This window comes from Dyella subtropica, from assembly GCF_026283965.1.
In the GTDB taxonomy this organism is placed as follows: domain Bacteria; phylum Pseudomonadota; class Gammaproteobacteria; order Xanthomonadales; family Rhodanobacteraceae; genus Dyella_D; species Dyella_D subtropica.
Map to the genome: position 1 here is coordinate 63290 of NZ_JAPDPD010000009.1, position 12815 is coordinate 76104.

A 12815-nucleotide genomic window follows, 5' to 3' on the forward strand; every position below is an offset into this window, starting at 1 on the left:
ACGATGATTTCCCGGTTTTTTTCGACAGCGACGGATGCGTTTCGCCGCGGCGCTTTCCATCGCCGCATGGCATGGATTTTCGGGCTGCAACTGGTGGCCATGGTGGCGGCATGCCTGTTGGGCATCTACGACATCGCGCCGCTGAGCCTGGTGTTGCCGCTCGTCGCAGCGATCAGCGTGCTTACCTGGCTCGCCGCGAGGCGACAGTGGAAACAAGTGCGCCGTTTGGCCAAGGCGGTGAAGACCTGGGACGAACGCAGGCCAGACCTGGGCGATTGGCAACCCGGCCAGTTGTCGCGTCGCACCGATGCCGACGTGGCCGTGCTGGCGGAAGTCCTGTACGGCTTCGCGAGCCGCATCGCCGGCTACAACGAGCGCGAGCGCAACTTCACCCGCGACGCCAGTCATGAACTGCGCAGCCCGCTCACAGTGATCAAGATGTCCGCTGACATGCTGGCCGATGAGCCGGCGCTGGGCGAGTTTGGTCAGCGCTCAGTGCAACGGATCAAGCGCGCCACGCGTGAAATGGAAGCGCTGGTCGAGGCCTTGCTGATTCTTGCGCGCGAATCCGACAAAGGTCTCACCGAAGAGGATTTCATTGTCAACGAAGTGCTGGCGTGTGAGCTGCACGACGCCCGCGAGTTGCTGGAGGGGCGGCCGATCACTTTGCAATTGGATGAGCCTGCGCGCTTCGCCCTGCATGGATCGCCGCGGGTCTTCTCCGTGCTGTGCTGGCAGCTGATTCGCAACGCCTGCCAGCAGGCCGAGCAGGGCACCATCGTGGTCACGGTGCTGCCTGGTGCAGTGACGGTGACCAATCGCATCGATGCCAGTGCCGACAAGGCTGACCGTCACGGGTTTGAGCTGGCGATTGCGCAGCGCATCAGCGAGCGCTTCGCGTGGCCGTTGGAGTTGCAGACGCGCGATGGACGTCAACACATTGCGCGCATCCGCTTCCCGCAACCCCTTCCCGCGAACATGTAGGAGCGCACCCTGTGCGCGACCGAGGCCGCGCACAGGGTGCGCTCCTACAAAGCTAAAGCTTCAAGCCGCCTGCAGTTTCGGCGACACGGTGAAATCGCAGCCGGTTTTCGCCTTCACTTCATCCACGGTCACGCCTTCCTGCAGTTCGATCAGGGTCAGGCCCTGGCCCTTGGCGACTTCGAACACGCACAGGTCGGTGATGATCAGGTCCACCACCTGCTTGCCGGTAAGCGGGAGGTCGCACTGATCCTTGATCTTCGGCGAGCCGTCCTTCGCGTTGTGCTCCATCAGCACCACCACACGCTTCACGCCGCTGACCAGGTCCATCGCGCCGCCCGGGCCCTTCACCATCTTGCCGGGCACCATCCAGTTAGCGAGGTCGCCGTGGCACGACACTTCCAGGCCACCAAGAATCGACAGGTCGATATGGCCGCCGCGGATCATCGCGAACGAATCGGCGCTGGAGAAGAAGCTGGAGCCGGGCAGGGTGGTGATGGTCTGCTTGCCGGCGTTGATCAGGTCCGGGTCGACGTTGGTGTCGTCCGGGAACGGGCCGATGCCGAGCAGGCCGTTCTCCGACTGCAGGGTCACGTCGATGCCGTCCGGAATGTAGTTGGCCACCAGGGTCGGGATGCCGATGCCGAGGTTGACGTAGAAGCCGTCCTGCAGCTCTTTCGCGGCGCGCTGCGCCATGGCGGTGCGGATCGGGCTTTCCTTGCCGGTGTTGGCGCCGGCAACCGTGCGGAACTCGATGCGTTTCTCGTACGACGGCCCCTGGATGATGCGATCGACATAGATGCCCGGCACGTGAATCTGGTCCGGTGCCAGTGCGCCGACTTCGACCAATTCTTCCACCTCAGCCACGCAGATCTTGCCGCAGGTGGCGATCATTGGATTGAAGTTGCGTGCGGTCTTGCGGAACACCAGGTTGCCAAGGCGATCGCCCTTCCACGCCTTCACGATGGAGACGTCGGCGTGGATGGCTTCCTCCAGCACGTATTCCTTGCCGTCGAATAGCTTGGTTTCCTTGCCCTCGGCCAGCTTGGTGCCGAACGCGGTGCGCGTGTAGAAGCCCGGGATGCCTGCACCGCCAGCACGCAGTTTTTCGGCCAGCGTACCCTGCGGTACCAGGTGAAGCTCCAGCTCACCGGCCAGCACCTGGCGCTCGAATTCCTTGTTCTCGCCTACGTAAGAGGCGTACACGCGCTTCACCTGGCGCGTCTTCAGCAGCGGGCCCATGCCGAAATCGTCCACGCCGGCATTGTTGCCGACGATGGTCAGCCCCTTGGTGCCCGCCGCGAGCAGCGCGGCGATCAGGCTTTCGGGAATGCCGCAGAGGCCGAAGCCGCCAGCAGCGAGGGTCATGTCGTCGAACAGCAGACCGTCCAGCGCCTGTGCCGCGTTTGCATAAACCTTGTCCATTGCGATGCCTTCTTGCAGGGAGAACCAGCTGCCTAGGATACGACGGATTGGTGACGGCTCATGCTGTACCAAGGTCGCAATGGCTGGCTATTGGCCCGCAAGGGAAGGTCTGCCTTCCCGTTATCGGGTGAATGCGGCGTCCCAGGCACCTATCCGGCGCGGCGGCACGCCTTCAAAAATCCTGCTGACGCGTCCGGCGAGCCCTGAGCACAGCGATGGGATGATTCCAAAGTCGTTCCTTCGACCGGTAGAGCCAATTGACGAGCGGCCATAGGGTAGATTGGTGGATGGCGATGAGCTCGCGGTCGAGTTGGGAGTTTACGTTCATCAGTGTCACGCCGCGCTGTCGTTCTTCTTCCAGTAGGGCCTCGGCTTGCTCTGCGCGTTGTTGGTGCTCGAACAACGCGGTCTCGGTATGGGCGATTTGTTGCTGTAGTGCCGCGCTGTGCTGTCGTTCTTCTTCCAGCAGGACTTCGGCTTGCTCTACGTCTTGCCGATGCTGGTCGAGACCTTGCTGGACACGTTCGGAATGTTGGCTCTGCTCGGACCATGCCTGGCCAAGTCTGGCGATTTCCCGCCGTCCCTCGGTGAGCGCAAGTTCCAATTGCGCAACGCGCGCACAGGCCGCCGCCGACTCGGCCTGCGCCGCCGCTGTTGCCTGGGCCATCGCGATCGGAATGCGGGACTTGATCACGTCCGCGATCTGCCTGAGGTAACGGCTTGCCGAGCGCAAGTGCGCCTGTTTAGGCAACGAGAGGTCGAGAGGCTCGGCCAGCACTTCGGCATAGACGTTCAGGAGCTGGTCGATGGCGGTATCGATCCCTGCCTCGGCTCTCACGCGCTTCGACACTTCACGGGCCTGCGCCGCATCGTAGCGATCTATCTCCGCGCCGATCTCCTCCACGCTAAGCGGATTGCGCAAGCAGCGAATGCCGAAATTCAGCCTACGCAACGTTTCGTAGTTGGAGGGCGTCACCATTTCGCCGAGTCCGGCGGCGTCGCATACGATAAGCGCCGTTCCGCAGGCCAGGGATTCGAGCGCGCATCGTGCCTTTGCGAACACGATGTCATATTGACCCAGTACACGCTCCGGGTGAACTTCGGGGTGCCCAGACGTGCCACCTATCACGTCGAGCTCAATGCCGCGTTCGGCACAGGCCTGGCGCAAGCTGGTAAGGCCCGGGCCCTCGCCGACATAGTTGCTGAACACCAATGCCCGCCTCGCCTTGGCGGGAAGCTCGGCCCGCAGTGCAAACCGGCGAAGATCGACGAAATTGCGGATGATCCGGATACGTTCGGGCGCAATGCCCTGTGTGTGCTGTAGGCGTTCGAGGCAAAGATCGTCGACCGCGACGTAGCGTCGTATGGTGGGAAACTCCGTTGCCATCTCTTCCCATGGAATCCATCCGTGGCAAAAATAGACGGCGGGCGTGTCAGGAAAATGCAGCATCGCCGCCATTGCATCCAGATGGTGATGCCCGTGGATGATGTCGGGGGCCACGGCGAGAGAAGCGAGGTCGTCGATCACCGGGACTGTCGCGGCACGCAGTTCTTCCGCCACTTCGCCGAGCACGCTGCTATAGGCGATGGGCTGATGGCCGCGCTTGAGTAATGCCAGTGCGACATCGCGCACGTACAGCTCCGAACCCGCCCGGCCGGCCAGCGTGTTGTTGGTAATCAAGATACGCATGGTTCGCCTCCGTTGGCGTCTGCCATAGCTTTGGCGTGGTGTTTGCGGAGCCCGTTTGCCAATGGCAGTACATGTTGGCGGAAGCGGATGACGAACTGATATCGTCCTGCCGCGACCTGCTTTTCACCATAGACTTCGTAATGCGGCTGTTTGCCACCGAAGCGGCGCTCCCAATGAGGTTCGCCAGCGGCTGTTGCGAACAGGTGCTCACACGAGAACGCCGCTTCACCGTATGTGCGGAACGTGTCTTCAACCTCTTGCTGAAGCACGGCTCCGGCCTTGGTGGCATAAGCGCGTATCGCATCCATTTTATGTTTGAACTGGTCTGCTTCGAGCACGATCTGGATTTGCTCTCCGTCCATGTCGTCACCCAGCGAACTTGGATCGCCCATCAGCGGGATGATGTAGTGCTGGGTCTGGTGCATCTGCCGGGTGTTGGCGATCTCGACGGCCGCGCGCGTCAGCACTTCGCACAGGTCATGTGTGGGGTTGTAGCCCTCGACAGCGTCGCTAACCACGATCTCCACCCGCTGCTCCACGATGAGCTGCGCAAGCCGTTCGCACAGCGCTTCAAAAGGCGCGCCATCCTGGGAAAGCATATGCTGGTAGATCTGCCGATCGGTCATGTCGCCGAAGACCGGGCCAATTCGCGCACCGGTTTCGGCCAGAACGGCGCGTGTCTGTTCGGTTCGTGGAATTTCGTCACTGCCGGAGCCGTCGGTGAGCACGCAGACCAAGGGCTTGGTCCGGGCCACCCAGCCCAGAATGCGCAATTCGTGGCCCGGGTGGCCAATCACCAGCAGCGCGCGCGCGGCGGGCTCATGCTCCTTGCGCATCATGGGGTTCTGATCTCCAGGGTGTTCGGTAGATATATCTGTGTCCAGAATTTGGCCTTCGCGCTGCGCATTACTTCAAATACATGCGCGATTTCCACTATGTCGAAGAAGACCGCGTGGTGGTGCGCTTCGATCGGTTTGGTAAGTGAGACTCGCAGACTGTACTTGCCATCCGTCAGGGGTAGCCGGGTGCGGTAGACGATCTCCGCTTGCTGCCCCGGCTGCAAGGACAGCAGCTCCCGTTCCTGCATTAGAAAATCTGCGCCGATGACGGCGACGCGGTTCTTGTCGCAAATTTTGTAGTTGACCGACAGCGTGCTGGCTCGGACGGCCTGGACGATGATCCGGATGGTGGCATGCTGGTCGAACATGGCCATGCTGATCGGCTGCCCCTCGTCATTGAGCATCTCCGCGTACATGATCCGTGCATCGCCTGTTCCAGAGCGGCCGAGGGCAGCGATCTTCGCGAACTGAAGGAACTTCGCACTGGTGGTTTCCGGCACGCCTGTTGTGCCCTCATCGCCGGGAGCGTCCGATGTGGCTGCATGAGCGGAAGTTGCCAGGATCGTATGATTGCTCGCCGTCTGCACATCGCGGATGTAGCGGGCGGTGACCTCCGGTGCGGCGCCCATGGTGAGTATCCTTCCACGCTCCAGGTAGATCGCGCGCTGGCAAAGCGAGCTGACCGCTGAGGTATCGTGGCTGACGAAAAGGATGGTGGTTCCCCGTTCCTGCATCTGCCTCAGCGCGAGCATGCATTTCGCCTGGAACCCCGCATCGCCCACCGCCAGCGCTTCGTCGATGATCAATATCTCGGGTTCTACTGAGATCGCGACGGCGAAGGCGAGCCGCACATACATGCCGGAAGAATAGGTCTTGACCGGCTGCTCCACGAAGTCTCCGATGTCCGCGAAGGCAGTGATCTGGTCGTACTTGTGTTTGACCTCGGAACCGGTGAGCCCCAGTAGGGTTGCTGACAGGTGAATGTTTTCGCGGCCGCTGAATTCGGGATTGAATCCGGCGCCAAGTTCGAGCAGGGCGGAGATCCTGCCCCTGGTGTGTACGCTTCCTCCCGTGGGCGACACAGTGCCGGCAATGATCTGCAGCAGGGTGCTCTTCCCCGAGCCGTTGAGGCCGATGATGCCTACGGTTTCACCGCGGTAGATCTCGAAGGAGAGATCATCGAGCGCGTCGAAGTTTCGGTAGAGCTGTCTGCGCTTGCCCCATAACCCCTGCAGCAGGCGATCCTGCGGGCGCTCGTAGATGCGGTATGTCTTCGAAAGGCCGGAGACGCTGATCGCCAGGCCGGTGTCGTCGGTCGCGTTCATCGCTGTTGCTCGAACAGATGCACAAGCTGGGTGATATGGTCGACCGTGCCCGTGGCCAGTTCGGGATACATCGGAAGCGCGAGCACTTCCTGCGCCAGCCCTTCGCAATGTGGCAATGGCTTCTGCCCGCGGTATGCCGCCATAGCCGGCTGCAGATGGCACGGGATGGGGTAGAACACCGCGGTAGCGACGCCATGCTCTGTCAGGAACGCCCGGAGTGCGTCACGCCGTGGGTGCCTGATGACGAACTGGTGATACACCGGTGTCGCCTGATCGAAGTTCGAGGGCCAGCGGCACCTCGTGCCCTGTAATCCGGACTGATACCTCGCCGCAAGCAGTCTTCGGCGCTCGTTCCAGCCGTCTAGAAAACGCATTTTTGCGCGCAGTATGGCTGCCTGTATTTCATCGAGCCGGCTGTTGCAGCCGATGTCATGATGCTCGTAGCGGCTCGTCCGGCCGTGATTGCGCAGGCGGCGAAGTCGCTCGGCGATGGACCGGTCGTGGCAGGCGATGGCGCCGCCGTCGCCATAGGCGCCAAGGTTCTTGGTCGGATAGAAGCTGAAAGCGGCAGTGTCCCCGAATGAGCCGACGCGTCGGTCCGCGTATGTCGCGCCAGCGGCCTGAGCCGCGTCCTCTATCAGGAATAGGTCATGCTTCTTGCACCAGTCCTGGATGGGGGCAAGGTTCGCGGGCTCGCCGAACAGGTGTACGACGATCACGGCTTTAGTGCGTTCACTCATCGCCGCGGACAGGCTGTCCACGTCGATGTTGTACTGGCCGGCTGCGCAGTCGACGAACTTCGGTGTGGCGCCAGCCAGGCTGACCGCTTCGGCAGTTGCGAAAAAGGTAAAGCTCGGAACGATGACCTCGTCGCCCGGGCCTATGCCCAGGACCTTCAGGGACAGCATCAGAGCATCGGTACCGGAATTGACGCTGACAACGTGAGGCACGCTCAGGTAGGCGGCGAATTCACGCTCAAGAGACTCGGCTTCCGTACCGTTCACGAATGCGCTGCTTTCGAGCACGCGTCGCACGGCTTCATCGACTTCGCTGCGCAGTTGTTGGTACTGCGCGCTCAGGTCGAGCAGGGGGACGATCATGATGCCTGGCCCAGAATCCGCTCCTGGATCTTCCGCGCCAGATCCAGCGCGGCATAGCCATGCTCGGGAGTGACATGCGGTGTCGCGCGCTGCTGCGATGCCCTGACAAAGGACGCGAGCTGCAGGCTCAGCGTGTCGGCGGGGATGCCCAGTGGCGGCATGGGCAAGTCCTGGGTGTACGAAGCGGCGGACCGAGTGCGATAAGCCTCGCGTCGGAGGAAGTCCATGGCCCACGTTTCGCCCGTATCCAGCTCGGCGAACATACGACGATCATTGATAGCGACGGTAGCTCCCCAATGTGAAGTGAGGCGTGCGACGCATCCGTTGCCGAAATGGAGCTCGACGCATGCACTGTCGATCGCGGTCATGCCCAGGCTGCCGCCTGTAGCGTGGAAGCGGACAACATGGGAGGTGACGCCGAACAAGATCAAATCCAGGTCGTGGATCATCAAATCCATCACGACATTGAGCCAGTCTCCACGCGGTGGCCGTTGGGTCGTGCGAACCATGTCGATCGTCCGCGCCCGCGGCAATAGGCTGGGGCCGAGAGCAAAGGCGGGATTGAAACGCTCGATGTGGCCGATCTGCAGCACGCGGCGGTGTCTTGCAGCGAGCCTGCAGAGTTCTTTGGCCTGCCTTGGCGTCTCGGCAATGGGCTTTTCCAGCAAGACATCGAGCCCACGCTGCAGAAGGCGCTTCGTCAGTTTGTAGTGGGTGCCTACCGGTGTGGCGACGGATACGGTCTGGACCGAGTCTGGCAGCTCGTCGACATGGTCCAGTCGGGGAACGCCGAGCCATTCCGCCAGGGGGGCGGTCGCAGGATCGGGATCCACCACTGCTATCAATTCGCATTCCGGCAGGCGCGCATAGGCTTGTGCGTGCAGACTGCCGAAATAGCCTATGCCTACGACGGCGACGCCCATGCGAGGTGGGGGGGGGGAAGCCGGCCCCGCTATTGCCACGTTCTCGGTACAAACCTCCATCGATTACCCCATGAATGCAAATGCTGACTCGAGATTCGGGATAGGTGTCTTGGGGGCTGTGAAGCCTTGGTATTCCCGTTGTAGAAAGCCGTACGACGTAAGGTGGCCCACTTCAGCCCGCCGCTTTGCAGAGCAACACCCAGATGAGGCGAATGACCGCAGGTTCGCGTGGGAAGTGCGTTACCAGGCGAAGTCCTCCGGGGCCGCACTCGTTGCGTCCGACTCGACGCATGATTGTTCCCCCTCGCTCGTCGCAGTTGCGCGGCGAAGGGCATAGACTACTTCGTCCCGGTCCAGGTGGGCTACCGGGAAATTAGGGGCAATGATACCGGCCTACGTCACATTGCCGAGAATGGGGGCGTTCGCCGTACCCTCGTGCCGGCAAAAGACGTCGGAAGGGGACGAAAGCGCTCTTGAAGGGGCTGCGTCAGATTTCCGGAGTCGAATCCATCCAAAGGTTTCCGTGGCTGCTTAAGGGGGCTGCGGCGTTTCTTTACCACTGAAGGGGAAGTCCCATGAAACGTTTTCTGAAGTTGCTTTTGGCAAGTTGCGTAATAGCTCTAGCATTCAGTGCGGTGGCCCAGGCCCAGGCAACGCGGACCTGGACCTCCGGGGTCGGCGATGATGCCAATCCATGTAGCCGTACCGCTCCCTGCAAGACATTCGCGGGGGCGTTTTCAAAGACGGCCGTGGGGGGGGAGATCTCGGTGCTCGATCCGGGCGGATTCGGTGCAGTGACCATCACCCATGGACTCATGATCAACGGTGGTGGCGAACTGGCGAGCGTGTTGGTTTCCGGCGGCACTGCCGTCGTTGTCAATGCCGGACCCTCGGATACCGTGATCCTGCGCAATCTGGAGTTCAACGGCCTTGGCGTCGGACTGAATGGCGTCGGCATCATGTTCACTGGCGGTGGCACCCTGATTATTGACCACTGCACCTTTCAGGGTTTTACCCAAAGCGCGGTCGATATCGCTCTGACTGGAAGCGGTAGCGTGGTGATCCGGGACTCGACGATCATCGGTGGCGCCACTGGTGTGAAGGTCGAGAGCACCGCTACAGGCGTTGTCGCTTCACTCAAGAACGTTGCCATCCAGGGCACTGGGACCGCGCTCGATGCAAAGGCCGGCATCCTCGAGGCCACGAACTCGATGTTCCAACGGAATACCTCATACGGCGCCCTGGCTGAAGGCGGCACGATCAACCTGGAAAGCAGTTACTTCTCCGGGAACGGCGTAGCCGTGCAGGCCCAGACGGGATCTTCCGTCCGCATCTCGAACGTAGACATGTTCAACAACGCAGGCGGTATCGTTGCCAACGGAACGGTAAATTCGGCCGGCAACAACCGAAAGATTGGCAATACCGTGCCGGGAGCCCCCAGCGGGACCATCGCGGTGCAGTAGCGGAGGCGCCCATCAACGATGTCGCTATCGAGCCCGCCGGGTCAGCCCGGCGGGCTTTTGTTTTGAGGGTGTTCGTATAGGAGCGTTGAGCCATTCCACCGCCTCCGTCATGGAGCGGCGTTCAACGCTTGACGCATTTCGTTTACGCGTGTAATTGTTATTGCACTTACACGCGTAAACGGTGTGCCATGTCGATCAGTGAAGCCGAAGCGGTGGTGATGGAGGTGTTGTGGCGGCAGGCGCCGCGCAGCGCCGAAGAGATTCTGGCTGAGGTCGGCCCGCAGCAGGATTGGCAGGAGGGCACGGTGAAGTCCCTGCTCAACCGCCTGCTCAAGAAAAAGGCGGTGAAGGCCGAGCGTGACGGGCGGCGCTATCTCTACACCCCCAAGCTCACCCGCGAGCAATACGTATCGCAGGAGAGCAAGGGGCTACTTGATCGTCTGTTCGGCGGCCGCGTCGCGCCGCTGGTCGCCCACTTCTCTGAGCAGCGCAAGCTTAGTCACAAGGACATCGTCGAGCTGAAGAAGCTGCTGGAGGAGCTGGACGATGAGCAGCCCTGAGTTGATAGCGCGTCTGTGGATGTTGCAGCTGGCATTCACCGTGGCGACCCTGGTCGTCGTTTTGCTGCGCCGGCCATGCCGCCGCCTGCTGGGGGCGGAGCGCAGCTTTCAGCTGTGGCTGCTGCCGCCGCTTGCAATGCTTGTCAGTCAGCTTCCACATCCGTTCGCCTCGTCGCCTGCGGTGTTGCCGGCATTCGTGCTCACCATTACGACGGCCGGCGGCGTGTTTCCAGCGGCAGCAAAGCGGTCGATGGACTTCGATTGGCGTGCCGCGATCGTGCTGACATGGGTGGTGGGCGTAATCATCGTAGGGGTGATTGCTTCGCTTGCTCAGCTGCGTTATCGGCGGCAACTGAAAGGTGCTGTTCCGGTCGGATTGTCCATGCGCTGGCTGGTGTGGCGTGCCAGGAGTCCTGAAGTTGGGCCTGCGTTGGTCGGTGCCTGGCGACCTCGCATTGTCCTGCCATCGGACTTCGATGTGCGCTATGACGCGCAAGAACGGATGTTGATCCTCGCCCATGAGGCGGCGCATGCGCGCCGGCGTGATGGACTGTGGTCGCTGTGCGCTCTGATCGTGGTGGCCATGTGCTGGGCACATGCGCTGGTGTGGTGGGCTTTGCGCCTGCTTCGCCAAGACCAGGAGCTGGCCTGCGATGCGGCCGTCATGCGCGATCACCGTGATCGTCGCCACCCTTATGCCCTTGCGATGTTGAAAACCCAGCCGACGGCCTGTGTGCTGCCGGTGGGGTGCACGTGGTCCCCCCGCCATCCACTCACGGAGCGTATCGCCATGTTGAAATTGTCCCTGCCTGGTCCTGTTCGGCGTCGCACTGGCGTCATCGCCAGTTTCGTCTTGAGCATGGCTGTTTCGGGTGTTGTGTATGCCGTCAGCGCGCCGTCCGTCCCCGAATCTACGGCGACGAAAAGTGCGCATGCAGCGGCTGTGGTCAACGACGTTTCCGCAACGCGGGAGTATCAGCTCGACATGAAGGTTGAGGTGGAAACGGAGGATGCCGGCCAACGTCACGCCAAACGGACCGCGTTGGCGCTTTGCATGGCGCCTGGCCAGGACGCAACCATGAGCGTGCGTGATTGGAATGTGGATGCCACGGTTACACCGAGTGACGGTGGTCAAGTGCGCGTCGCCTTGGCGCTTCGTCGTTCCAATGGAGTGCTTTTGGCGCAATCTCATCTGCATGGGTCGCTTGACGAGACATTACGTAGCCATGGTGATGGCGAAGGCGCGGATGGGGCGTATCGATATGCCTTCGAAATTATCCCAAGGGCAGGATGCCCGGCGCGTGCTGCGGCCGGCGCGGCCAAGCAGGAATCCTGAGTTGGGTGTGGGCGGTGGCGCGGGTCCGCGCAAGATCGTATCGACGGCACGAAAGCAATCTTGGCCCCGCAGCTATACTCATTGGCGTCATCGTGAGGAGTATCGTCATGAAGTTGCGCCGCCTGCTTATTGCCCTTGCCGCTATGGGGATTGCCACCATGAGCCATGCCGCGACACCCGTACTGGTGATCCACGGCGGCGCCGGCGTAATCAAGCGCGAGATGAGTCCGGCCAAGGAGAAGGCGGTGCGTGCCGCGCTTACCCAGGCCCTGCAGAACGGCTATGCGCAGCTCAAGGCGGGCAAGCCGGCGCTAGATGCGGTGACGGCGGCGATCACCGTGCTGGAAGACGATCCGAACTTCAATGCCGGCAAGGGCGCGGTGTTCACGCATGACGGCAAGAACGAACTGGATGCCGCGATCATGGATGGTTTCACGCTGAAGGCCGGCGCGATCGCGGGCGTGCATCGCGTGAAGAACCCGATCTTGCTGGCGCGTGCGGTGATGGATAAGTCATCGCACGTGATGTTGGTGGGCGATGGCGCCGAGGCATTCGCGAAGGATGTGGGCATCGAGCTGGTCGATCCGTCGTACTTCCGTACCGAAGAACGCTGGCAGCAGCTGCAAAAGGCGCTGAAGGAAGACGCCGGGCGCAAGCCGCATGCGGATGTCGAAACAGCCAAGCATTTCGGCACGGTGGGCGCGGTGGCGCTGGATGCACAGGGACGCCTGGCGGCCGGCACCTCCACCGGCGGTATGACGGATAAGCGTTGGGGCCGCGTGGGCGATTCGCCGATCATCGGTGCAGGCACCTACGCCAATAGCGGTTGCGCCGTCTCCGGCACCGGTTGGGGCGAGTACTACATTCGCACCGTGGCTGCGCACGAGATCTGCATGCGCGTGACCCTGATGCGCGTGCCGCTAAAGCGCGCGGCCGCCGAAGTGATCAATCAGGAAATCCCTTCGATGGGCGGCAATGGCGGTGCCATCGCGCTTGATGCGAGCGGCAACGTGTCGATGCCGTTCAATACCGACGGCATGTATCGCGGCTGGATGGGTGTGGACGGCGTGGCTCACGTCGCGCTGTACGGCGACGAGGACGACGGCACCGGCGATCCGCTGCCCGCCTCCGCGGCGAGCACGGCGCCATAACGACCTCGTTGTAGGAGCGCAC

The 12815-nt window shown here is 61.9% G+C and carries 11 protein-coding genes; 5 read left to right on the plus strand and 6 right to left on the minus strand.

All coding sequences use genetic code 11. The features are described from left to right. Nucleotides 1-3: 3 nt before the first annotated feature. Nucleotides 4-984 carry a sensor histidine kinase gene (locus OUZ45_RS09490; RefSeq protein ID WP_266169771.1) on the plus strand — a complete coding sequence of 327 codons (981 nt, stop codon included), beginning with the start codon at nucleotides 4-6 and terminating at the stop codon, nucleotides 982-984. A gap of 60 nt (nucleotides 985-1044) precedes the next feature. On the opposite strand, the gene OUZ45_RS20770 is transcribed toward OUZ45_RS09490, so the two are convergent. From OUZ45_RS20770 to OUZ45_RS09525, 6 genes are all read right to left on the minus strand, one after another. Next, nucleotides 1045-2406, minus strand: a complete 1362-nt coding sequence (locus OUZ45_RS20770; protein ID WP_323137541.1) for a 3-oxoacid CoA-transferase — start codon at nucleotides 2404-2406, stop codon at nucleotides 1045-1047. A gap of 172 nt (nucleotides 2407-2578) precedes the next feature. Next, on the minus strand, nucleotides 2579-4096 hold the full coding sequence (locus OUZ45_RS09505) for a glycosyltransferase family 4 protein (protein ID WP_266169772.1): 1518 nt from the start codon (nucleotides 4094-4096) through the stop codon (nucleotides 2579-2581). Continuing rightward, nucleotides 4084-4935, minus strand: coding sequence for a PIG-L deacetylase family protein (locus OUZ45_RS09510; RefSeq protein WP_266169774.1), 852 nt, complete (start codon nucleotides 4933-4935; stop codon nucleotides 4084-4086). The genes OUZ45_RS09505 and OUZ45_RS09510 overlap by 13 nt, the downstream gene beginning before the upstream one ends. Continuing rightward, entirely contained in the window at nucleotides 4932-6260 is a 1329-nt protein-coding gene (locus OUZ45_RS09515; protein WP_266169776.1) for an ABC transporter ATP-binding protein, read from the minus strand. The genes OUZ45_RS09510 and OUZ45_RS09515 overlap by 4 nt, the downstream gene beginning before the upstream one ends. Beyond that, nucleotides 6257-7360, minus strand: a complete 1104-nt coding sequence (locus OUZ45_RS09520) for a DegT/DnrJ/EryC1/StrS family aminotransferase (protein ID WP_266169778.1) — start codon at nucleotides 7358-7360, stop codon at nucleotides 6257-6259. The genes OUZ45_RS09515 and OUZ45_RS09520 overlap by 4 nt, the downstream gene beginning before the upstream one ends. Next, a complete protein-coding gene (locus OUZ45_RS09525) occupies nucleotides 7357-8283 on the minus strand; it encodes a Gfo/Idh/MocA family protein (protein WP_266169780.1) in 927 nt (308 codons plus the stop codon). Before OUZ45_RS09525 ends, OUZ45_RS09520 begins: the two co-directional genes overlap by 4 nt. A 575-nt stretch (nucleotides 8284-8858) precedes the next feature. Between OUZ45_RS09525 and OUZ45_RS09530 the strand changes: the two genes are divergently transcribed. From OUZ45_RS09530 to OUZ45_RS09545, 4 genes are all read left to right on the plus strand, one after another. Further along, nucleotides 8859-9746 (plus strand): right-handed parallel beta-helix repeat-containing protein, encoded by an 888-nt coding sequence (locus OUZ45_RS09530; protein ID WP_266169782.1) that lies wholly within the window; start codon nucleotides 8859-8861, stop codon nucleotides 9744-9746. Between the two features lie 188 nt (nucleotides 9747-9934). After that, nucleotides 9935-10306, plus strand: coding sequence for a BlaI/MecI/CopY family transcriptional regulator (locus tag OUZ45_RS09535; RefSeq protein WP_266169784.1), 372 nt, complete (start codon nucleotides 9935-9937; stop codon nucleotides 10304-10306). After that, the gene (locus OUZ45_RS09540; protein ID WP_266169785.1) at nucleotides 10293-11642 is read left to right on the plus strand and encodes a M56 family metallopeptidase; all 1350 of its coding nucleotides are present in this window, start codon (nucleotides 10293-10295) and stop codon (nucleotides 11640-11642) included. Before OUZ45_RS09535 ends, OUZ45_RS09540 begins: the two co-directional genes overlap by 14 nt. 107 nt (nucleotides 11643-11749) lie before the next feature. Then, nucleotides 11750-12793 (plus strand): isoaspartyl peptidase/L-asparaginase family protein, encoded by a 1044-nt coding sequence (locus tag OUZ45_RS09545; protein WP_266169787.1) that lies wholly within the window; start codon nucleotides 11750-11752, stop codon nucleotides 12791-12793. Nucleotides 12794-12815: the final 22 nt, after the last annotated feature.